General features: G+C 55.6%; 18 protein-coding genes. 8 read left to right on the top strand and 10 right to left on the bottom strand.

The features are described from left to right. Positions 1-140: 140 nt before the first annotated feature. Together KYK14_RS05855 and KYK14_RS05850 are read left to right on the top strand one after the other, a co-directional pair. Positions 141-746, top strand: coding sequence for a HupE/UreJ family protein (locus KYK14_RS05855; protein ID WP_208307843.1), 606 nt, complete (start codon positions 141-143; stop codon positions 744-746). A gap of 114 nt (positions 747-860) precedes the next feature. Continuing rightward, positions 861-3,221, top strand: a complete 2,361-nt coding sequence (locus KYK14_RS05850) for a M1 family metallopeptidase (protein ID WP_219157748.1) — start codon at positions 861-863, stop codon at positions 3,219-3,221. 197 nt (positions 3,222-3,418) lie between these two features. Here KYK14_RS05850 and KYK14_RS05845 read toward each other — a convergent pair whose 3' ends face one another. Continuing rightward, the gene (locus KYK14_RS05845) at positions 3,419-4,321 is read right to left on the bottom strand and encodes a metallophosphoesterase family protein (protein ID WP_219157746.1); all 903 of its coding nucleotides are present in this window, start codon (positions 4,319-4,321) and stop codon (positions 3,419-3,421) included. Between the two features lie 310 nt (positions 4,322-4,631). Here KYK14_RS05845 and KYK14_RS05840 point away from each other — a divergent pair, with 310 nt between their 5' ends. Beyond that, positions 4,632-5,006: a PH domain-containing protein gene (locus KYK14_RS05840; RefSeq protein WP_219157744.1), complete on the top strand. Its 375-nt coding sequence runs from the start codon at positions 4,632-4,634 to the stop codon at positions 5,004-5,006. Positions 5,007-5,110: 104 nt separating this feature from the next. Here KYK14_RS05840 and KYK14_RS05835 read toward each other — a convergent pair whose 3' ends face one another. The 8 genes from KYK14_RS05835 to KYK14_RS05800 form a co-directional block, all read right to left on the bottom strand. Further along, positions 5,111-6,583, bottom strand: coding sequence for a glycoside hydrolase family 30 protein (locus KYK14_RS05835; RefSeq protein WP_246601696.1), 1,473 nt, complete (start codon positions 6,581-6,583; stop codon positions 5,111-5,113). Between the two features lie 78 nt (positions 6,584-6,661). Beyond that, positions 6,662-8,098, bottom strand: coding sequence for a glycoside hydrolase family 30 protein (locus tag KYK14_RS05830; protein ID WP_219157742.1), 1,437 nt, complete (start codon positions 8,096-8,098; stop codon positions 6,662-6,664). A gap of 135 nt (positions 8,099-8,233) precedes the next feature. Continuing rightward, positions 8,234-9,712, bottom strand: a complete 1,479-nt coding sequence (locus KYK14_RS05825) for a RagB/SusD family nutrient uptake outer membrane protein (RefSeq protein WP_219157740.1) — start codon at positions 9,710-9,712, stop codon at positions 8,234-8,236. A gap of 19 nt (positions 9,713-9,731) precedes the next feature. Then, complete coding sequence (locus KYK14_RS05820) at positions 9,732-13,157, bottom strand: SusC/RagA family TonB-linked outer membrane protein (protein ID WP_219157738.1); 3,426 nt, start codon at positions 13,155-13,157, stop codon at positions 9,732-9,734. Further along, on the bottom strand, positions 13,154-14,179 hold the full coding sequence (locus KYK14_RS05815; protein ID WP_219157736.1) for a FecR family protein: 1,026 nt from the start codon (positions 14,177-14,179) through the stop codon (positions 13,154-13,156). The genes KYK14_RS05820 and KYK14_RS05815 overlap by 4 nt, the downstream gene beginning before the upstream one ends. A 79-nt stretch (positions 14,180-14,258) precedes the next feature. After that, positions 14,259-14,855 (bottom strand): RNA polymerase sigma-70 factor, encoded by a 597-nt coding sequence (locus tag KYK14_RS05810; RefSeq protein ID WP_185282489.1) that lies wholly within the window; start codon positions 14,853-14,855, stop codon positions 14,259-14,261. 315 nt (positions 14,856-15,170) lie between these two features. Then, on the bottom strand, positions 15,171-16,550 hold the full coding sequence (locus tag KYK14_RS05805) for an NAD(P)/FAD-dependent oxidoreductase (protein WP_219157734.1): 1,380 nt from the start codon (positions 16,548-16,550) through the stop codon (positions 15,171-15,173). A 230-nt stretch (positions 16,551-16,780) separates the two neighbouring features. Continuing rightward, positions 16,781-17,464, bottom strand: a complete 684-nt coding sequence (locus KYK14_RS05800; protein WP_208307835.1) for a carboxypeptidase-like regulatory domain-containing protein — start codon at positions 17,462-17,464, stop codon at positions 16,781-16,783. 108 nt (positions 17,465-17,572) lie between these two features. Here KYK14_RS05800 and KYK14_RS05795 point away from each other — a divergent pair, with 108 nt between their 5' ends. The 5 genes from KYK14_RS05795 (at position 17,573) to pruA (ending at position 21,260) form a co-directional block, all read left to right on the top strand. Further along, on the top strand, positions 17,573-17,971 hold the full coding sequence (locus KYK14_RS05795) for an ArsR/SmtB family transcription factor (RefSeq protein WP_219157732.1): 399 nt from the start codon (positions 17,573-17,575) through the stop codon (positions 17,969-17,971). 130 nt (positions 17,972-18,101) lie between these two features. Further along, positions 18,102-18,416 carry a (2Fe-2S) ferredoxin domain-containing protein gene (locus KYK14_RS05790; RefSeq protein ID WP_219157730.1) on the top strand — a complete coding sequence of 105 codons (315 nt, stop codon included), beginning with the start codon at positions 18,102-18,104 and terminating at the stop codon, positions 18,414-18,416. Between the two features lie 53 nt (positions 18,417-18,469). Further along, positions 18,470-19,165: a YjjG family noncanonical pyrimidine nucleotidase gene (locus tag KYK14_RS05785; RefSeq protein WP_219157729.1), complete on the top strand. Its 696-nt coding sequence runs from the start codon at positions 18,470-18,472 to the stop codon at positions 19,163-19,165. Between the two features lie 45 nt (positions 19,166-19,210). Then, on the top strand, positions 19,211-19,510 hold the full coding sequence (locus tag KYK14_RS05780; RefSeq protein ID WP_208307832.1) for a hypothetical protein: 300 nt from the start codon (positions 19,211-19,213) through the stop codon (positions 19,508-19,510). Positions 19,511-19,595: 85 nt separating this feature from the next. Then, positions 19,596-21,260: an L-glutamate gamma-semialdehyde dehydrogenase gene (pruA, locus tag KYK14_RS05775; RefSeq protein WP_208307831.1), complete on the top strand. Its 1,665-nt coding sequence runs from the start codon at positions 19,596-19,598 to the stop codon at positions 21,258-21,260. 252 nt (positions 21,261-21,512) lie between these two features. On the opposite strand, the gene KYK14_RS05770 is transcribed toward pruA, so the two are convergent. Next, the gene (locus tag KYK14_RS05770; RefSeq protein ID WP_219157727.1) at positions 21,513-22,580 is read right to left on the bottom strand and encodes a chemotaxis protein CheB; all 1,068 of its coding nucleotides are present in this window, start codon (positions 22,578-22,580) and stop codon (positions 21,513-21,515) included. Positions 22,581-22,691: the final 111 nt, after the last annotated feature.

Genomic DNA, 22,691 nt, shown 5'->3' with positions numbered 1-22,691 from the left:
TTGCCGGCAATCCAAAATGACACGCACGAAAGCCCATCAGCAGCCGATTATTTCCTTGATTTACTAAGGCTACGACCTCTATCCTGTTGCTGAACAATATGCAACCGGCCGTATATGCGCCAGTTTGTTAGCTTTGCCAGATGTCGTCCGTCTTCCAGACCTACTTCCAGCTTGGGTTTTTCCACATCTTCAACCTGCAGGCCTACGACCACCTGGTGTTCCTGCTGGCCTTGTGCGCGCCCTATGTGCTCAGCGACTGGCGGCGGGTAGTGGCGCTGGTCACGAGCTTCACAGTGGGCCACAGCATCACGCTGGCGCTGGCTACCCTGAACGTGGTGCAGTATAGCCCAGCGCTGATTGAGAAGCTGATTCCGGTGACAATCCTCATCACCTGTCTCGTAAACATCGTGAAGGCGGGTCGGGCCAATACCCGGCCCATTGTGGCCCCTACCCGGCGCGAGCCGCTGGTACTCACCCTACCCAACTTGCTGGCTGCCAGCTTCGGGCTGATTCATGGCCTAGGGTTTTCGAGCTACCTGCGGGAGCTGCTGGGCCAGCAAAGCAAACCGGTGCTGGAGTTGCTCAGCTTCAATTTGGGCGTAGAGGTAGGGCAATTGCTGATTGTGGGCCTCATTCTGCTGCTGGGTTTTCTGGTGTTGCGCGGCTTCGACGCCGTGCGCCGCGACTGGGTGCTGATCACCAGCGGGGCCGCCTTGGGCATTGCCCTGGTGCTGCTAATAGGGTAGGCACTGTGGCCGTGCAACGCTTGGTAGTTGCCTTCTGTCTTTACAGGTGCGGCTACGCGTGCTTTTGAGTATATTTGTTTCTCCTCCTTTTTTCTTGTTTTCCTCCTGATTTTCATGCTGAAACACTACCTGCTTCTGACGGCTGGCGTTGCGATGCTGACGGCAACCGCCCCGGCCCTGGCCCAGAGCACTAACTCCGGCACTGACAAGTTTGCGCAGCTCGGCCCGGAGCTGCCGACGCCCAACGAGTACCGCACGGCCAGTGGTGCCCCCGGCCACGCCTACTGGCAGCAGCGCGCCGACTATAATATTAAGGTGAAGCTGGACGACGAGAAGCAGGCCATTACGGGCTCTGAGGATATCACCTACACCAACCTCTCGCCCGACGAGTTGCCCTACCTCTGGGTGCAGCTCGACCAGAACATCATGGACAAAAACTCCATGACCACGGCTACCCAAACCAACCAGCTGCAAACCCGGATGCCGTTTCAGGCTATGGACTACATCGAGCGGTCGGAGTTTGACGGTGGGTTTAAGATTGAGTCGGTGAAGCTGAAAGGCGCGGCGCTGAAGCACACCATCAATCACACGATGATGCGCATTGATCTGCCTACCCCGCTCAAGCCCAAGCAGTCGGTAACGTTCAGCATTGCCTGGCACTACAACATCAACGACCAGACCAAGATCAGCCAGCGCTCGGGCTACGAGTTCTTTCCCAAAGACGGCAACTACCTCTACGAGATTGCGCAGTTCTACCCCCGCATGGCCGTGTACTCGGACTTTCAGGGCTGGCAGAACAAGCAATTCCTGGGTGCGGGCGAGTTTGCCCTACCCTTCGGCGACTACCGCGTGAGCATCACGGCGCCTTCCGACCACATTGTGGGCTCTACCGGCACGCTGCAAAACCCCAACGAGGTACTCACCAGCACCCAGCGCCAGCGCTTGGCTAGTGCCCAGGGCGCCAGCAAGCCCGTGCTGATTGTGACGCAGGCTGAGGCCGAGCAAGCCGAAAAAGGCAAGCCCAAAGGCACCAAAACCTGGACCTACGCCGCCAAAAACGTGCGTGACTTCGCCTGGGCGTCGTCGCGGAAGTTCATTTGGGATGCCATGGGTATCAAGCAAGGCGGCAAGAACGTGCTGTGCATGAGCTACTACCCCAAGGAGGGCAACCCGCTGTGGGGCCAGTACTCCACGGAAGTAGTGGCGCACACCATCAAGACCTACTCCAAGTTTACCATTCCGTACGAGTACCCAGTAGCTATTTCGGTGCACGGCCCGGTGGGCGGCATGGAGTATCCCATGCTGTGCTTCAACGGTGGCCGGCCGGAGGCTGATGGCACATACTCGGCGGAGCGGAAATACGGGATGATTTCGGTGATTATCCACGAAGTGGGCCACAACTTCTTCCCGATGATTGTGAACAGCGACGAGCGCCAGTGGACGTGGATGGACGAGGGACTGAACACCTTTGTGCAGTACCTCACCGAGCAGGAATGGGAGCGTAACTACCCCTCGCGCCGCGGCGAGCCCCGCAACATGGTGGACTACATGAAGTCGTCGCCGAGCGTGCAAACGCCCATTATGTCGAACTCAGAATCGGTGTTGCAACTCGGCAACAACGCCTACGGCAAGCCCGCTACCGCCCTGAACGTGCTGCGTGAAACCGTGATGGGCCGCGAGCTGTTCGACTACGCCTTCAAGCAGTACGCTACCCGTTGGGCCTACAAGCACCCCGAGCCCGCCGACTTCTTCCGCACCATGGAAGACGCCTCGGCCGTGGACCTCGACTGGTTCTGGCGCGGCTGGTTCTACACCAACGACCACACCGACCTCAGCATTGAAGGCGTGAAGTCGTACACCGTAGACTCGAAAAACCCCGAGGTAGAAAACGCCCTGAAGCGCCAGCAGATCAACACCGCGCCGAAGAGTATTTCGGACATGCGCAACCTCCAGGATATTCCGAAGACGCTGGTAGACAAGAAGCCGGAGTTGAAGGACTTCTACAACAACTACGACCCGCTGAACACCACCGCCGCCGACAAGCAGCGCTACCAGCAGTATGTGAAAACCCTAAAGCCTGAGCAGCAGCAACGCCTCAGCCAGGGCCTGCACTTCTATGAGGTAGACCTGAAAAACCTGGGCGGCCTGGTGATGCCCGTGATTGTGGAAATGACCTACGCCGACGGCAAGAAGGAAATAGTAAACATTCCGGCCGAAATCTGGCGCAAAAACAACGAGCACGTTACCAAGGTATTCGTAACCGAAAAGCCCGTAACGGCCTTCGTGCTGGACCCCTACCAGCAAACCGCCGATACCGACCTTTCGAACAACGCCTACCCCCGCCAGGTAGCACCCTCGCGCTTCGAGCTGTTTGAGTACCAGCAGCGCCAGCAGCAGAACCCCATGCAGCAGCAAGTATCGATGCAGCAGAAGGAAGACAAGCCGACAAATACAAGCGCCGGCGGCACGAACTAAACGTGTTTCTACTCTGCAAAAAGCGTCCGCTCCTACCAGAGCGGACGCTTTTTTTGTTTGCATTAGCTAAAAGGGCCGCCAGAGTAGAGACGCATACTTGCGTCTCGTCGTTGAACAATTTCGTGCACACGGCGCGGACGATGAGACGCAACTATGCGTCTCTACCCTGTCCAACATCTAACGCTACTGCTGCGGAGCTAGTAGTTCACGTAGCTCTCGGTGAAGCGACCATCGGCGTACAGGTCCAGCACTCCGTAGCCGGGCGCGGTTTCCCGCAGGTTGCCTTTCCACCACGCCCCGCTTACCGCGCCGTTGCACAGGTAGGTAACGTTGTTGTACACCACTTTATCGCGCAGGTGCAGGTGCCCGCTCAAGCAGAGCTTCACGTTGGGATGCTTGTAGAACAGGTTGATAATTTTGGCTGTATCCGTGTGCATATCGCCGCCGAGCATCTCCCAGCGGTTCACAACATCATCCTGAATCATCAGCACCGCCGTCAGGATGGGAATGTGCGACATCACCAGCACGGGCGTAGTGGCGGGGGTAGTGCGCAGCTCATTTTCGAGCCACGCAAACTGCTCATCGCCCAGCTTGCCAATGTACCAGGTAGCGTCTACGTCCAGGTGCACGCTGTCCAGCACAATGAATTTCCAGCCGCCGCGGCTGAAGCTGTAATAGGGCTTTGCCAGCTCCAGCTGCTGCATTGCATACTGCTTGCCGTAGGTCGCCTGTCCTTTGGTGTTCTCATGCCACCAGATGTCGTGGTTTCCCAGGCAGTAGACCATAGGCAGGCTGCACTCGGCCTTGAGCACGGATTTCATCAGCTTCCATTGGTCATCGATTGAACTGAGTTTTTCCTTGTTCATATCAAACACCACGTCGCCGCCATTCATGATAAGCTGTACCTTGGGCGTTTGCTGCTGCACATGGTGCAGGCACCGCGTAAACTTGGCCGGTGCCCCCAGATCATTTTTCAGGTGAATATCGGTGAGGTGTGCGATGCGCAGAACCGGCTGCTCTGCTGGTGCTGCCGCGCCCACGTGTACCGCTGGGGCCGCTAGTAGGCCGCCCAGGTTTTTTAGTGCTGCTCTTCGTCTCACGATAGGAAGATGAACTATTGACTTGTTTCCGTTAGCAAGGTACAGGGTACTACAACTCGGCATCCATACGACAGACTGCCTCATCGAACTGCCCTTGTCATAAAGATTAGCTTCTCGCTCGAATAGATTGCTGGGTGTCTCCCCTACGAAGGCGAGCAGCCAGGGCCGCATGCTGTCTACCCTCTGGCTACTGCGGCTTTTACTACCCTTGCAGCAGCTTCACTACTAGCACGTTATAAAATCAGACAACCAGCAACACAGCAGATTACGTTCTTACTGGCAAGCACTTCCTTAACAAAATCACAACCTCATGGGACTACTCGACGGCCTACTTGGCAACGCTTCTGAAAAAGACGCACAGGAACTACAGCAGCAACTCAACCGCATCCTGGCTTCCGGCGAGCGAATTGAGCACGCCTACGCCATTATCCGCGACCAGCTTATCTTCACCAACAAGCGGCTGATACTGGTAGACAAGCAAGGCATGACGGGCAAGAAACAGGAGTTCTTAAGCGTACCCTACCGCAGCATCGAGCGGTTTTCGATGGAAACTGTGGGCCATTTCGACCTCGAATCGGAACTACACATTTGGGTGCGCGGGCAGGCTGACCCCATCCGCAAAACCTTCCGCAACGACAAGAGTGTGTACGATATCTACCGCGCGCTGGCAGAGTACGCGCTGTAAGTTGCTTGTAGTAAAGCATTAAAATAAACAGAACGTCATTTCGACCACTGGTCGAAATGACGTTCTGTTTAGTAGCCCTATCTACCTATTCTGCTGCCTATCTCTTACCACACATACGTACCCACAGAGCCTCCGTCCAGAGTCACTTGTAAGTCGTTGCCGCGGTATTTCACGACGAAGGTTTGGGGGTTGCTGCTGGTATTCAGCACAATCAACACTTTTTGACCACTCGGGTTTTTGAAGCCCACATTGGGTAGGTTGCTGGGCACACTGGTGTTGATGCGCACCGAGCCGGGCCGCACAAACTTAGCCGCCTGCGCAATGATGTAGTAGGCGGTATTGCGCGTCACAGCGTTTCCGCTAATGGTGACGGCAGGCAGGCAGGTGGTACAGCCACCGGGCGTATGCGGGCCGTTGCTGGGGTCGGCGGCCAGGTTCCACTCCAACACATTGCGCGACCAGTTCCGCGTGGCCCCGATAATCAGATTGTTGGTGTGCCAGTTCAGGTCACCAGCGAAGTTGCCGGGGGCACCCACCCATTGCTCGGTGAAGTAGACGTTCTTATCGGGGTAGGCATTGTGCACCGCCGACAGCGCATCGATACTACCAGCGTAGAGGTGAAACGCCGAGCCATCGACATACTGCCGGGCCTGGGCATCGGCCAGCACGGTCAGGGGGTAGTCGGTGCGGTCGGTGTTGTGGTCGTAGAGAATGATTTTGGTGGTCAGCCCCGCCGATTTTAGCGCTGGCCCGATGCTTTGCTTGATGAACGTAGCCTGTTCCGCGGCCGTCATCATCATACTGGGGTTGTTATCAGGGTTCAGGGGTTCGTTTTGCAGCGTAATGGCATCAATAGTCACGCCCTCGGCCTTCATGCCCTGGATATACTTCACGAAGTACTGCGCGTAGGCGTCGTAGAACTCCGGTTTCAGGGAGCCGCCTTTGCTGTTGCCGTTGGTCTTCATCCAGGTAGGCGGCGACCAAGGAGAGCTCAGGATTTTGATGCTGGGGTTGATGGCCAGAATCTCTTTCAGCACCGGTAGCAGGTGCTGGCGGTCGGGCGCAAGGCTGAACTTGGTGAGTTGCGGGTCGGTTTGGCCCTCGGGCACGTCGTCGTAGCTGAACACCTGCGCATCCAAGTCCGACGCGCCGATACTCACACGCAAGTAGCTGGTGCCAATGCTGTTGGCATCGGTGGCAAACAGCTCTTTCAGTAACGTTGCCCGTTCGGTGGCGCCCATCTGGTGCAGCACATAGGCGCTGCCGCCCGTCAGCGTGAACCCGAAGCCATCGATGCTCTGGTAGGTTTGCGTGGTGTCTACCGTGATGGTTGGCAAGGTACTGCTGGCGGCCGGCGTGGCGAAGTTCAGCGTCAGGGGCTGCTTTTGAAACAAGACGGTTTTGTTGGCCGTGGTGAGCCACAGCGCCACCTGCGACGGGCCAGTAGGCGTGGGCGGGGTAGGCGTTGGGGGCGTGGGCTGGGCATCGTCGCCTCCGTTATCGGAGCAGCCGCTCAGCCCTACCCCAACTACTAGTAGCATTGCCCAGAAGGCGTTATTCAGTGGTGAGCACTTCATAGAAAGTTATACTAGAAATGAAAATAGGGGAAGCTTGCACCTCCCCTACCCTCTGGTTTATAGAAATCAACAATTAGCCTACCACACGTAGGTACCAGCCGCGCCGGCAGCCAACGTTGCGCTTACCGCTTGGCCGTGGTAGCGGATGCCGAATGTTTGCGGCGTTTTCTGGTCGTTCTGCACTAGTAACACGGTTTGCCCGATAGGCGTGCGGAACGCTACGTTTGGCAGCGTGCCTTCGGCCGTGGAGGCAATGCGCACCGAGCCCGGCCGCACAAACTTGCTGCCGTGCGCAATGGTATAGTAGGCTACGTTCCGTTTCACCTGGTTGCCATTTAGCGTGATGGCGCCCAGGCACTCGGTGCAGCCGCCGGGCGTGTGGGGGTTCTGCTCGGGGTCAGCGGCCAGATTCCACTCCAGCACCGTTTTGGCCCAATTGCGGGTAGCGCCAATCATCAACGTTTTCACGTGCCAGCCCAGGTTGTCCTCAAACTTCGACTTTGATCCTACCCACTGCTCCGTGAAATACACGTTCTTATCAGGGTAGGCGTCGTGCACTTTCGACAGCGCCTCAATGGGGCCAGCATAGAGGTGAAACGCCGAGCCATCGACGTACTTGCGGGCTTCGGGGTCGTTGAGGATGGTGAGGGGGTAGTCGGGCCGGTCGGCGTTGTGGTCGTAGGTGATAATCTTCGTGTCGATTTTCGCGGCTTCGAAAGCTGGTCCCAGGCTTTTCTTGATAAACTCAGCCTGTTGCTCGGCCAGCATTAGCAGGCTGGGGTTGTTGCCGGGGTGCAGGGGTTCATTCTGCACCGTAATAGCATCAATACGGATTCCTTCGGCTTTCATACCCTGCACATACTTCACGAAGTACTGCGCGTAGGCATCGTAGTATTCTGGTTTCAGGGAGCCGCCCTTGCTATTGCCGTTGGTCTTCATCCAGGTAGGCGGCGACCAGGGCGAGCCGAGAATCTTAATTTTCGGGTTGATGGCCAGAATCTCTTTTAGCACCGGAATCAGGTCCCGCCGGTCAGGCGCAAGGCTGAACTTGGTGAGCTGTGGATCGGTCTGGCCCTCGAGCACGTCGTCGTAGCTGAACACTACCGGGTCGAGGTCCGATGCGCCGATGCTCACGCGCAGGTAGCTTACGCCAATGCTGCCGTCGGCCTTTGGGTCGAACAGCTCCTTCAGCAGGGCCGTGCGCTCGGCCTGGCCCATCTGATGCAGCAGGGTAGCGCTACCGCCCGTGAGGCAGTACCCAAAGCCGTCGATGGTCTGAAACTTCTGGCTGTCGTCTACTTCAATGGTGGCGGGGGTAGCGCTGGCCGCAGCCGCGAATTTTAACGTATTCGTCTGACGCTGAAACAGCATGGTTTGGTCGGGCGTGGTGACCCATTGCGTAACGCCTGCACTTTTGCCGGTGCCAGCCATCGGCTGTTGGCAGCTGGTGGCGCCCGTCAACAACGCCCCGCATAGCGCCAGCGGTAGCCATGCCTTTCGAAAATTGGTTTGCATACAGTAGGTAGGAAAGTGGGAAACAGAACAAAAAAGAGCCGGCCCGCGCCCCTAACATTGCGGAACCGGCTCCCTATCACGCCGCTGGGAAGGTGTATGCCCAGCGGACGTGAAAGCCTTGGCTATAGCAGAAAATTAATATCCAGGATTCTGCTGTAGCTGTGCGTTGTTGTTAATCTCGGCCTGAGGCAAAGGGAACAGCAAATAATTGGCATCAGGACGGTTGAGGCGTTGCTGGATAATATCCAGTGCTGTCACAGCGTGAGCCCCAGCTTCTGCCTGGTTGTGGCGGGCATAACGCAGCAGGTCGTACCACCGCTCCCCCTCGAAAGCAAGTTCCAGACGGCGCTGACGGTCAATCTCATCACGCATCGCCTTTTTGCTGGCGTACTGCGGCGAAGCAGACGTGAGAGCCGCTAAGCCCGCACGAGTACGCACAAGATTCAACTTTTCCAAGACATCGGCCGAGGGTCCTGCTTGTTCGTTGGCGGCTTCCGCGTACATCAACAATACATCCGCGTAGCGCAAGATATACGTGTTGTCGGGGCTGTTGAAAGCGTTTGGTGCACCGGGCCACTTGTATACAAAAGGTCCACGGTCGTTGGCACTGCTGCTGGTTCCATTCACGAAGCTAGCGTAATCGAGACCCGCGTTGGTACGGCCGATTAGTGTCCACCGACGGTCACGGTTCGGACGTAGCTGGCCGTTGGTATAAGAAGCCGTGTCAGCATACTGTAGTAATTCCGCCGTTGGGATGTTGAACTTAGGGAAGGAATACGTAGCGGGTGGCGATGGTAGTAGCAGGTCAGGCAAGATGTTGTTGCCATCAGCGTTTCCCTGGTTCTGAACTTCCAGAATCGTTTCAGGCGCTTTATTCTCAGCAGGGAACAGCCCTTTAAAGCTTGTCAACAGGGAATACTTACCAGTGCTAATGACCTTGTTGGCCGCCGTTACGGCTGGTCCCCATTGCCGTTGCGTTAGGTATACTTTGGTCAATAGCGAGTTCACAGCCCCATTGGTTACCCGATTTGCATTGACAGCAGGCACTAAGCCATCGGCTGCCGTCAGGTCGGCCACAATCTGGGTATACACTGCCTCAACGGTTGCTCGGGGTAGGGCCACCACCGACTGCTCGCCGCTTTCGGTTGGGTCTAAGCGCAGCGGCACACCGCCATACAGCTTCACCAGATTGTAGTAGTGCAAAGCTCGCAGGAAATAAGCCTCCCCTAGAATCTGCTTTCGGCGCGCCTCATCCATCGTGATGGTAGGTACATACTTGATAACCGCATTGGCGCGGTTGATACCCAGGTATGAGTCGCGCCAGATGTTGTACACCTGGCTGGTAGTAGGCGTCCAGGAAATACGGTCTAGCGATGCTACGTCGCCGTTGTTGCTGTTGCAGTTGTCGGAAGGCATTTCGCCTACCGTAATCAAATCCTGACTGTACAGGCCAGTACCTTGCAGGGCGTCATAGGCAGCCGTCAGACCAGCTTCAGCGTCATCGGCGCTCTGAAAAAAGTTTTCCGGCGAGATAGATGGCAGTGGTGGCTTGTCCAGAATATCACAGCTACCAAGCAGCACCAGGGCAAAAACGGGGATGAATATCTTTTTCATGGGTAGAATGAAACTCAGATTAGAAATTGGCATTCAAGCCTACCGTGTAGGTACGTGCCTGTGGATACACGCCAAAGTCGCGACCGATGCTAGTCGATGAGAATGGATCCGCGCTTACTTCTGGGTCATAGCCCGAGTAGTCGGTCCAGGTCAGCAGGTTCTGACCGCTCACGTACACGCGCAGGCTGCTGATACGGGCTTTATTGATAATGTTGGTAGGTAGGGTATAGCCCAGCGTCAGGTTTTTGAGGCGCACGTAGCTGCCATCTTCAATCCAACGGTTGGAGAAACGGCCGTTGTTATTCGGGTCGTTGAAGACCGCTCGCGGAATAGAGGTATTTGTGTTGTTGGGAGTCCAACGGTCCAGCACCGTTGTCAACTGGTTCACCGGCCCTGTTAAGGACTCCAATGCCTGACGGTTGGCATTGTAGATATCGTTGCCGAAACTACCCTGGAAGAACACGCTCAGATCAATTCCTTTGAAGCTGAAGGTGTTGGTAACACCGGCAATGGCTTTCGGGTTGGGATTGCCAATGATGGTGCGGTCATCGTTGTTGATAACCCCGTCGCCATTAATATCTACAAAACGGATATCGCCCGGCTGTGGGTTGTTTGGCTGGCTAGGCGCACTGCTAATCTCGTCCTGCGTCTGGAAAATACCTTGCGTCCTGAAGCCATAGAAAGAGCCTAGCGGCTTGCCTTTCTGCGAGATGGTGTTGTCGTAGATAATAGTCCGATCCACTGACTCGCCCTCGTCGTTCACCAACGTACCCAGGTCTACTATTTTATTGCGGTTCAGCGACACGTTTAAGTTCGTCGACCACGTGAAGCCGCCATTCTGCCCTTGCACGTTAGCCGTGTTCAGCGCAAACTCAAGCCCTTTGTTTTCCACCGAGCCTACGTTCTGTACGATGTCTAGCACCTGAGCACCTGTGCTCGGAGCAAGAGGCACGCTCAGCAACAGGTCTTTCGAGCGCTTCAAGTACGCATCCGCTGTCAGCGTAAGGCGGTCATTAAACATGCCGAAATCCAGACCCAGATCGTATTGCTTGGAAGTTTCCCATTTCAACGAACGGTTACCGATCCGGTCGGGGCGGATACCCCCTTGCACAGTACCATTATTGCCCGTGTAGTTGGCTCCTACCACATAGGAGCTAAAGCGCTGGTAGGTATAGCCCAAGTCCTGGTTGCCATTGCTACCAAAGCTACCCCGCAGCTTCAAATCTGATACTTTACTGTTCTGTGGGAAGAAGCTTTCCTTGGAAATACGCCAGCCCAGGGCCACAGCCGGGAAATAGCCATAGTGCTCGTCGAAACGGCTGGTACCATCTTGGCGCAAGCTCAGGGTAGCCAGGTAGCGGTCTTCGTAGCTATAAATAGCACGCGCAAAAAGGCTGGTGAGGCCCCATTCTTCTTCGTAGCTGCTCGTGCCCAGGCGCTCCGTACCGGCCGATAGGTAGGGCACGGCATTGGAAGCATACCCCCGCACAGAGGCATTAGAAGCGAAGCGATTCGACGCTTGCACCGACTGCCCTACCAGCAGTTGCAGGCTGTGCTTGTCGCCAATGTTTGGGTTGTAGGTGACCGTATTTTCCCACAGCCAGATATTTTGCAGCGTTGTGCCCGTACGGCCGCTACCGCGGGTAGAAGCATCAGCGCGCGAAGTACCAGGATAATTGCGGGTGATAAATTCGTTCTCCAGCTGGGTACGGAAGTCGATGCCAATGGAGGAACGGAATTGTAAGTTTTTCAGGATGTTGTATTCCCCAAACAGGTTTCCAATCACCTGATAGCTCAGCGACCGGTTGCTAGTTTCCAGCAGGTTTCCTACCGGGTTATCCGACAAGGAGAAAGGGTTCACCCCGTATACACCGTTGGCATCTCGCACAGGAACAGTTGGAATTTGCGCCAACGCCCCCAGCACAGTACCTGAGTTCCCTAATCCCTGTTCGCTGCGTACGCTACCGTTAGTGTTCGTCCGGCTCAGGTTTAAATTGGTTCCTACCCGAAACTTCTCACCCGCTTTTTGGTCAAAGTTCAGTTTGAAGTTGAAGCGGTCGAAGCCCGAATTCAGAATGATACCATCCTGTTTGAAGTAGCCGCCCCCTACATAATAGTGCGTTTTGTCGGTACCACCGCTCACATTCAACTGATAGTTTTGAATAGCAGCGGTACGGTATACTTCATCCTGCCAATCCGTATCGTAGGGTGGCAGGTTGTTTAAGTCTGGATAGCCAATGGCCGCGCCGGCGTTGGCCTGCGACTCGTTGTAGTACTCTGCAAACTGCCGGGAATTCAGTACATCCAGCTTTTTGCGCAGGCTTTGCACCCCATAATACGCATTGAAGCCTACTTGTGGCTTGCCGGAGCGGCCGCGCTTCGTGGTGATAACTACTACACCGTTGGAAGCGCGCACCCCGTAAATAGCGGCAGCAGCACCGTCCTTCAGTACGTCAATCGACTCAATGTCTGCTGGGTTGATAGCATTTAGCGGGTTAGGCTTCTGATTACCCACGCTCAACTCCCGATCGTAGGTAGGCAGCACAGGCACACCATCAATTACATACAGCGGCGAATTGCTGCTATTAAGCGAGCTGTTACCGCGAATCCGCACGTTGATACCTGCGCCCGGAGCACCGGTTGGTGCTGTTACCTGCACGCCGGGTGCCTGGCCTTGCAGTGCCTGATCGAAGCCAGCTACTTTCTGCCGCTCAATCTGCTGGGCACCTACTGAGGAAACCGCAGTCGTCAACTCTTGGCGGGCCAAGGTACCGTAGCCTACTACCACTACCTCGCCCAGTGCCTTGGTATCCTCTACCAATGTCACGTTGAGAGCGGTAGTAGCACCCGCCACAGGCACCTCTTGGCGCACATAGCCCACATAGCTGAACACCAGTGTGCTACCTTCTGGCACTGTTAGAGAAAACCGACCCTCAACATCGGTCGAAGCGCCGTTGGCTGTGCCCTTCACGACTACTGTTACACCGGGTAGTCCCTCGCCATTGGCCTGCGTTACGCGTCCAGAAACCGTTACATCTGCCACGGAAACGTTTGCAGTTTTTGCCGTAGAAACAGCATTCGAATTTTCTACAACCAAGTAATAATCGGCGCGCAACTTCTTGAACGTCAAGGCTGCCTGCGGTAGCACTTCGGCCATCTTAGCGTCTAGCGTGGCGCCATCGGCTTGGGCAGGCACGCGTTTGTTACGTACTAAGTCGCTCTCGTAGAAGATGGTAACGTTGTATTCCTTTTCCCACCGACCAAGCAGGTCTTTCAGCGCTACCGTTTCGGCGCGGGAAGCGGTCCGCTGATTGGAGTAGTTGGCGGCCAGCAGCTGGTTGGGGGCAGCCAGCACATCCGGGGTAGGGACCAGCAGCGCGCACACTGCCGTCGCGGAGGCCGTACGGACGACTCGGCCGCACAGTCGGGTAGTAAATGGGGTCATAAGCTAGGTTTGGGGGAATTATGATCCGAGAAAATGAGGCGATTCTGCTGGCGCTGAATCGTTAGATGGAATGTCTCTTCTAAGGCCTGCAACAGCACATCCAACTCGCCAATGGGCACAGTGCCGGTAATGCGGCGGTTCTGTAACTCGGGTGTTGTCAGGGTTACCTCCACGCCGTAGGTATCGTGCAGGCGGGTGGCCAGCTCAGCAATGGTGGTTTCATCAAACACCAGTTTGCCGTCTTTCCAAGAAGTATAGGGTGCGGCGGCTACCGCTTTTTTGCGCACAGCAGTCTCAGGGTGCCGGCTATTCAGCTCCACCAGCTCACCGGGTTGCATCACTAGGTCGGGGCGGTGGTCGGCGGCCTTAAACTTGAGCTGCACTTTGCCTGACACCAGCATCACACGAGCCTGCTCCTGGCGTCGGTACACGGCAAACTTGGTCCCCAGCACTTCCACCTGCATACCATCTGGGGTGTGCACAATGAAGTGTTCATCGCTCGGTAGGTGGCGCACCGAAAAGTATGCTTCGCCATCCAGCCATACCTCCCGCGGCTGACCAGTGGCCCAGGCTTGGGGGTAGCGCAAGGTAGAGTGACCGTTCAGCGTTACCTCCGTGCCATCGGATAAGTGTAGGGTACGTTTCTGGCCGTAAGCGGTGGTTTCGGTGTGGGCGACGGCCGCTACCGACGCAGCGGGTTGCGTACCGTATTGCCACCATAAACCGCCTACAGCCAGCCCGCCAACTACAGCCGCTGCGGCGGCCCAGGGCTGCCAGCGCCAGGCAGCGGTACGCCCCATTTGCTGGTGCAGCGAGGTAAGCAGTGCCTCGTAGTCGGGTTCATCGGGTAGGGCAGTTGCGGGCTCCGTTTCCAGCGTATGCCAGTGCGCACGCATCCACTGCTCTGCTACAAGCTGATTGGTGGGCTCGGTAAGCCAAGCGCGTACCGCTGACGCTTCAGCCGGCGTAGCTTGGTCGTGCACATAGCGGTTGAAAAGTTCCTGCGTAACGAGTGGCAGCATAGGTTAGCAGAGTAAAGCGGCTGGATATAGGTACTACACCCCAGCCGCTCAACACCCTGACTGCTCCCGCAGAAAAAAATCAAAAAGAGTTGATCGAAATCAATAACGGCAAAACTATCAATACGTTACCATGCAATTTAAAATAGAGTCGCAGAAATTTAAGGGCTTGCGCCATCTGCGTTTCCACTGTTTTCACCGATATGTTCAGCTCACGCGCAATTTCGGGATACGATAGACCTTGTTGCCGGCTAAGGGTAAAAATGCGACGGCGTTTGGGCGGTAGCTTGGCGAGCGCAGCCAGATACACCGTTTCCAACTCGGCATACTCCACATCTTTTTCCATGTTGCCTTCTGTGGGCGGCACATGGCGCAAAAAATCCTGGTAGGCAACCTGATGCTGCACGTGGCGCAACTGGTTTAAAATCAGATGATGCGCTGTGGTAAAAAGATAGCCTTTCAATGGTACGTCGTCGCGCAATTCATGACGCTTTTCCCATATTTTCAAAAAGCACTCCTGCACAATTTCCTCTGCTGCTGCTCTAGTTTTCAGGTAACTATAGGCAAACCGGTACACGCGCGGACTGTAGTGTCGAAACAGCGCGTCGAATGCTCGGCCGTCGTCGTGGCGTAAACGGCTCAGCCAAGCAATATCCGGAAAATCCAGTACAGCTTTCAAAGAAGACAATAAAGAGAAGCGAAGGCTAAATGTACTTAAAAGTAGTTTCTTACTGGTTTAAGTAAGAAAGCTAAGAGTTGTTTTCGTTTTCCTGCCTCGCAGTGGAGTTTCTTACCGGATAGAGTCTTATGCCCACAAAATCTGCAAGATGCAGCCGTGCAGATACTGCATATCAATCGTACTGTTGCCATACACCACGCACTACCCGTATTGCCGGTATAGGTACCGCGTTTGACGGAAGCATTTGCACATAGCCGGTACAACCAGCTTGCTGCTGCACTATAGCTAACTCCAGTTCTTGACTTCCGTGTTACTTTACCCTTGCACTGGCTCCTGCAAAGCCGGCGGGGTAGGATTATACTGCGGCGTGGCGTTCAAGTGCTCGGCTGCCGACTGCCCGCTGTGCTTTTTATAATCGCGTCGTTTGTAAGGCCGAATAATCAGGCGCAGCGCCTTATCGGAGCTGAAATAGCTGATGGCCCAGCTGATGAGCGTTACGACCTTGTTACGGAAGCCGATGAGCGTCATCAAGTGCACAAACAGCCACGTCAGCCACCCGAAAAAGCCTCCGAAGTGTATGTCCTTGGGCAAATCGACTACTGCCCGGTTGCGGCCTACAATGGCCATCGTGCCCTTGTTGGTGTAGTCAAAAGGCTTGAGCGGCTCCTTTTTCAGAATTCGGCCCAGGTTGGCGGCCAACTGTTCGGCTTGCTGAATGGCTACGGGCGCCAGCATGGGGTAGCCTTTGGGCATAGCGTCGGTCACCATGTTGGCCACGTCGCCAATGGCGTAGATATTCGTGGTGCCCGTCACCAGGTTGTAATGGTCCACGTTAATGCGCTTGTTGCGGGTGATCTGTTGCTCCGAGAAGCCGGGTAGGGCTGCTCCATTCACACCGGCGGCCCAAATCAGGTTTTCCGTTCGAATGAAATCCGTATCAGAAATGTAGGCTTTGCCATCCTCAAAGCGCTTGGCTGAGGTATTGAGCCGAATATGGACTCCCATCTCGTCCAGGTACTTGTGCGCCGTTTGCTGTGCCTCCTTCGACATAGGCCCCAGCACGGCCCCACCGGCCTCAATGAGGTAGATTTCCATCTGCTTCAGGTCCAGCTCGGGGTAGTCCTGGGGTAGCACATCTTTGCGCATCTCGGCCAGCGAACCGGCGATTTCTACGCCCGTGGGGCCCCCACCCACAATCACCACATTCAGCAGCGCCTGCCGCTTGGCGGGGTTGGCTTCCAGCACCGCCCGCTCGAAATTTTGAAACAGGAAGCTGCGCAGATTCAGGGCATTCGGCACGCTCTTAATCTGCATTCCATTCTTCTCGATGGTTTCGAGTCCGAAGAAATTGGTGACCGAGCCCGTAGCCAGCACCAGGTAGTCGTAGCCGATTTCGCCGATGTCAGTTACGATGGTATTGCGGTCTGGCTCCACACGCTGCACATCGGCCAGGCGGTAGAAGAAGTTCTCCTGGCCTGCAAAAATCTTGCGGATGGGATAGGCAATACTGTCGGCTTCTAGGGCGCCGGTAGCCACTTGGTAGAGCAGCGGCTGAAAATTATGGTAGTTGTTGCGGTCCACTACTACTACCTGTAGGGGCTGGTCGGCTAGCTCTTTGGCCAAGCGCAGCCCCCCAAAACCACATCCCACAATCACAACGCGCGGGAGCGGGGAGGTAGGCAAATTCGTATCCATGCGGTAAAGTATAAGGGCGCGTGGTACGCGCCCATCGTTGCGAAATTCGGTTGTGCCGGCCGGGGCAGCCAGGCATCAACTCGCTGGTACGCAACTTTAAAAATTTGGACGATGCTTCGCTTAAAAAACAGTGTATCTAGACCAAACTATCCAACACGCTATAAGCCAGAACGCCGTTCCTCTTAGCGGAAGGAACGGCGTTCTGGCTTATGCTAACAGCGTTTGATTATCTAATAATCGTCGCCGGCCTTTTTCTTGAACTCCCCGGCTTTTATCTGATTGATGAGTTGCAACCAGCTGAAGGGGTTCAGCAGGGGGTTATTGGTGTAGGGGGTAGCGCCTTGGCCCATACGCCGTTGCTGGTCGTATTGCTGCATCTGCATGGTTTGGCGGTAGTTGGCCATGCTAGAGGTGGGTAGGGCGATGAACAGTCGGCGCATCACCTCAGGACTGAGGTTGGCCGCGGCCGAAGAGCCCTTCTCATCGGGTAGGCGCAGGGCCAGAAAGGCTTCCTTAAATGCCTTTTCGGTGGCGTACGGGAAAATACGCACCTCCGGCAGTATGGTAGCGTCTTCCCGCAACTGGATAATAATGGAATAGCTCTGCCGTGGGTAATCGGGTGGGACCACGACCCATTGATTGCTATAACCCAGCGCCCGAATTACGATGCTGTCGCCGGCCAACACGGGCAGCGAGAAGTAGCCGTACTCGTTGGTGAGGGTGCCACGCCCGGCTTTGGGCACAAATACGGCCGCTCCTGGCACGCCCAGAAGCGAGTCGCCGGTGGCGATGATGCCAGAGAACTGCACTACCGGCCGCTTGCCTTGGGCCTGCGCGGCAGAGCCTGCCAACAGCAAGAGCAACAACGTGATTACCCCGGCAAAAGCAGTACGGAAAGAGGAGGAAACAGACATAGAACAAATTACAGACTACAAGTATACGGCAGATTGAAAGGTAGGCGCCCGGATTGACGTAAATTTGTCGTACCGCTCCTTACCTCCTTCCTTCCAATCAAACAAAAGATGCGCCTAAAACACTTCACCGTTGCATTAGGGTTGCCCATTTTTAAAGCATTCGGCGACGAAAGCCGGCTGCGTATCCTTCATCTGCTGTGGCGCAACCAGGAAATGTGCATTTCTGACCTGGAACAGGTGCTGGACTTCACCCAAACCAAAACCTCCCGTCAATTATTGTATCTGAAGAACGCCGGCATGGTCAACTTTCGGCGTCTCGATAACTGGGTATTCTATTATATAAAAGACGAGGTAGGCGACGTAGTGCAGCAGCTACTGGGCTACCTAGAGCGCGATGCCCAGCTGCGCAACGATCAGGAAACCTACCAAACGCTATGGTCGAACCGAGAGCTAGCCGCGTACAAGCTGCAAAACCGCCGCTGGAAAGGTGAAGCCGAGGTGAAGTAGGGAGATGGTAAGTGGTGAGTAGTGAAATTGTGAAGTGGTGAGTTTGTACTCCTTCACTCGTCACGTCAACTTATCCGACGTACCAGCCGTTTGCAGTTCACAACTTCACCACTCACAACTTCACCACCTCGTGTACGCCCATCATATTTTCGTTTGTACCAACCAGAAAAGCTGCGTTGGCGACGACGTAGCCAAGACGTTCAAAAAAGAACTGAAAAAGCAGGACCTCAAAAAACTGCTTAGCGGTGGTAAAAAACGCAAAAACCGCGTGCAAACCACTGGCTGCCTCGACGTGTGCAAGCACTGCAAAAAAGGCAACGGCGCGGCCGTGGTGTTCTACCCCGAGAACATCTGGTATGGCGACGTGCTCCCCAAAGACGTGGCTGACATTGTAGCCGAGCACCTGGGCGAAGGACGACCGGTGCAGCGCCTGCGGCTAGAGTAGTTCTCTCCCGTACACGCACTTTCTGCTATTCATTCTTAACTGTCTACACCAACTTGAAAACGTATCGCCACCTGTTTTTCGACCTCGACCATACGCTTTGGGATTTCGAAACGAACTCCGAAGAGGTACTTCGGTTTCAGTACGACGACCACCGGCTGGCGCGCTATGGCTTCACGGTAGAGCAGTTTATGACGTATTACAGCGAAGTGAACCATGCGCTGTGGCGCCTCTACCAAGGCAATAAGATCACGCAGCAGCAGTTGCGCACCACCCGATTTGCGCGCACACTCACCAAGCTGGGTGTGCCTGAGGACGAACTGCCGGCTGATATGTCGGACCAATACACCTCCCTCCTACCCCACAAAACGGCGGTGTTTCCCTACACCTTCGAGGTGCTGGACTACCTCCAAGCCAAAGGCTACACGCTGCACTTGCTGACCAACGGCTTCCGGGAAATTCAACACGTGAAGCTGAGCGCTGCCCGCCTGACAGATTATTTTCGGGAGGTTATTACCTCCGAGTGCAGTGGCTGCCTGAAGCCCGACGGCCGCATGTACCAGCACGCCCTGGACCGCGCCGGCACCACCGCCACCGACAGCCTCATGATTGGCGACAACCTGGAATGCGACGTACTGGGCGCCGCCAACGCCGGCCTCGACCAAGTGTATTTCAACCCTGCAAAACGCCGACATTTCGCCCAAACGACGTACGAAATTGCGTGTTTAAGTGAGTTAAAGGAGATTTTGTAGATGATACCGAATGGGATTCGGCAGAAGGTATGGAATCGTATCGAAATGCTCGGGCAACCCATTGCAGCGGAAGTAACACCGTCGGCTTCTCATTTACGGCGCTGGGCATGTATCTATCCATATACTATTTCCATTTCAGGCTTTACACCACATCAGTATCAGTTGTTTGATGTTGAGTTACTCAGGGACGAATTACCTAACTACGAAGGAGATGAAGATCTAATTACCGTTCATAGCCATCGGTATTATTTGAACAGCATTTCTGAACTCGATGAATTACTAGCTCATCTAAAGATTGATCCTCAGTTATTTGATAGCCCCTGGACTGTAGATTATCCTTTCTAAAATCCTTCCCGATCTATTACTTTCTACCTTTGCCCTAGCCTATCTCGGCCACAAACCGAAAACTATTACCGAAAAACCACCCGCTATGGCCAACGCCTTTTTCAACGTTCCTACCCCCATTAACGAGCCTGTGAAGGGCTACGCGCCCAACTCTCCCGAGCGCATCGAGCTGCTGAAGATGCTGAAGGAGCTGAAGCAGCAGGAGCGCGATATTCCGATGCACATTGGCGGTCAGGAAGTTCGTACGGGCAAGACCCTACCCATCAACCCACCCCACGACCACCAGCATACGCTGGGTGTTTTCCACGAGGGCGACGCCTCGCATGTGCAGCAGGCCATTGACGCCGCCTTAGCTGCCCGCGAGCAGTGGGCTTCCCTACCCTGGGAGCAACGCGCTGCTATTTTCCTGAAAGCCGCCGATTTGCTGGCGGGTCCCTACCGGGCGCGCATCAACGCGGCTACTATGTTGGGCCAGAGCAAGAATGCGTTTCAAGCCGAAATCGACGCGGCCTGCGAGCTGATCGACTTTTTCCGCTTCAACGTGCACTACATGCAGGAGCTGTACCGGCAGCAGCCGGAGTCGGCGCCGGGTATGTGGAACCGTTTGGAGCACCGCGCTCTGGAGGGCTTCGTGTTTGCCCTCACGCCGTTTAACTTCACCTCCATTGCCGGCAACCTGCCTACCTCGGCGGCCATGATGGGCAACGTGGTGGTGTGGAAACCCGCCTACACGCAAATCTACTCGGCGCAGGTGCTGATGGAGCTGTTCAAGGAAGCCGGTGTGCCCGATGGCGTCATCAACCTGATTTACGTGGACGGCCCGGTGGCTGGCGACGTCATTTTCAACCACCGCGACTTTGCCGGCATTCACTTCACCGGCTCCACGGGCGTGTTCCAGACCATCTGGAAAACCATTGGCGAGAACATTCCCAAGTACCGCAGCTTCCCGCGCATTGTGGGCGAAACCGGCGGCAAGGACTTCATTGTGGCTCACCCTTCGGCGCACGCTAAGGCGGTAGCCGTGGCTATTTCGCGCGGGGCGTTTGAGTATCAGGGGCAGAAGTGCTCGGCCGCGTCACGGGTGTACCTACCCTCCAACCTGGCCGACGAAATCCTGGGCTACGTGAAGGAAGATCTGGCTTCGTTCAAGATGGGTGATGTGGAGGACTTCTCCAACTTCATCAACGCCGTTATCAGCGAGGTGTCGTTTGATAAGCTCGCCAAATACATCGACGGTGCCAAGGCCGATGCCGCCGCCGAGATTGTGGCCGGCGGTGGCTATGATAAGTCGAAAGGCTACTTCATCGAGCCTACCGTTATCGTAACCAAAGACCCGCAATACGTGACCATGCGCACGGAGCTATTTGGGCCGGTCGTGACGGTGTATGTGTACGACGCTGACCAATTTGAGCAGACCTTAGAAGTAGTAGACTCCACCTCGCCCTATGCCCTCACCGGCGCCATCTTCTCGCAAGACCGCTATGCCATCGACCTGGCCTCGAAGAAGCTGGTGAATGCGGCCGGCAACTTCTACATCAACGACAAGCCTACTGGTGCCGTGGTCGGCCAGCAGCCCTTCGGTGGTGCCCGCGCCAGCGGTACCAACGACAAGGCCGGCTCTATCCTGAACCTGTTGCGCTGGGTGTCGCCGCGCGCCATCAAGGAAACCTTCGTGCCCGTAACGGACTACCGCTACCCCTTCCTGGGCTCGGAGCCGCAGGAAGATCTGAACCGCGATAAAGGCCTGTAAGCCTCTGCTTCGCGATGGTTGTACCACCGGCTATACGTTAACAGAAATAAAAGCCCCGTTCGGATTTTCCGGCGGGGCTTTTGGTTTGTCAACATGCTTATTCAGGGGTTCCGTCATGGCAGAACAGATGTTCTACCCACAGGCGGTCGACTCAGCAGGTAGGAGAAGATCAACTGGTAAGGTTATCACTGATACTATCCAATCCCTCTTGCCAGTCGCTTGCAACATACGACAGGTTGTTATTTCACCCTGCTACGCGTCGTAGCCCTCTTTGAATTGTAGATCACCACTGAGTGATTCATGCTTGACAATGGCCTCGTGCATGTGCCGTGCCTGACTACTGGCTACTTCTGCTTTCTGAAAAAACAGGGTCGCTACTTGCTGCTGCCTTTCTTGGGTAAAGTGCTCTCCTAAGGCCTGCAACAGCATGTGTGCTTCTTCGAGCCCGCGCATGGCTTGATAGAGGAAGCCTTCTACAGTCTGCGTGACTTCGCCCAGCAAAGCGTTGGCCGTATAGGCGTGCCCCGTGTGGCAGCGGTAGCGAATAAGCTTGCCCTCAATAAGCTGCGTCAGTGCCCCGTGGCATTCGGGACAGGTGAAGGAGGTTAATTGTCCCTGCTCAATGATGCCTAAGGCGAAGGCATTATTAGCCTTCGCAATTTGAAATTCGATGCCGAGCAGCTCTCGCTCCTGCTTCAGCACACGTGGAGTGGCCGGAGCTGGCTCCAGGGTCAGCCGCACCAGCAGGGACCCAAGCTCGGCGAGTGGCACAATATGGTCGGCCTCTACGTAGCCCAGGGCATTGATAGGCATCGCCGGCGACTCAGCATCATGCGGGTCCTGCACCACCGCCACGCCACCCAGGCGCTGTAGCGACCATAGCCCAGAGGTGCCATCATCCAGGTAGCCCGTAAGCACGACGCCAATCACGCGGGGACCGTAGCCATAGGCAGCGGAGCGAAACAGCGCGTCAATAGACGGACGGAAGCGGTTTTCTTTCGGCCCGCGCTTCACCAGCACACGGTCATTTTCCAGTAGCAAATGGTGGTCGGGCGGGGCCACGTAGATAGTACCAGCGGCAAAAGCCTCGCCGTCCTGGGCATGCTTAGCAGATAAGGCAGACACGCGGTCCAATAGCTGCGGCAGAATACTCTGCGAATCGGCCCCCACGTGTTGCACCACAAAGATAGGCGCCGGAAAGTCGGCTGGCAGGGTTTGCACCAGTGCTAGCAGGGCGGCTACACCCCCAGAGGAAGCCCCAATCACAACAATATCACGGCGCTGGTGAGTATTGGCAGGAGTTGATTGGGGCTGTTTCATTGCGTAGGCAGGAAGGGAAGGAAACGAATAAAGTACCTATAAATAATAGGAGTCAGCAGACTGCTTAACAGCAGGTTATAGCACCCGTAAACTAGGTTCGTCTTCTAAGCT

The sequence above is a fragment of the Hymenobacter profundi genome, assembly GCF_019334315.1.
Lineage (GTDB): Bacteria > Bacteroidota > Bacteroidia > Cytophagales > Hymenobacteraceae > Hymenobacter > Hymenobacter profundi.
Note: the sequence above shows the minus strand (reverse complement) of the source record. Positions and strands in the feature narration are given on the sequence as shown.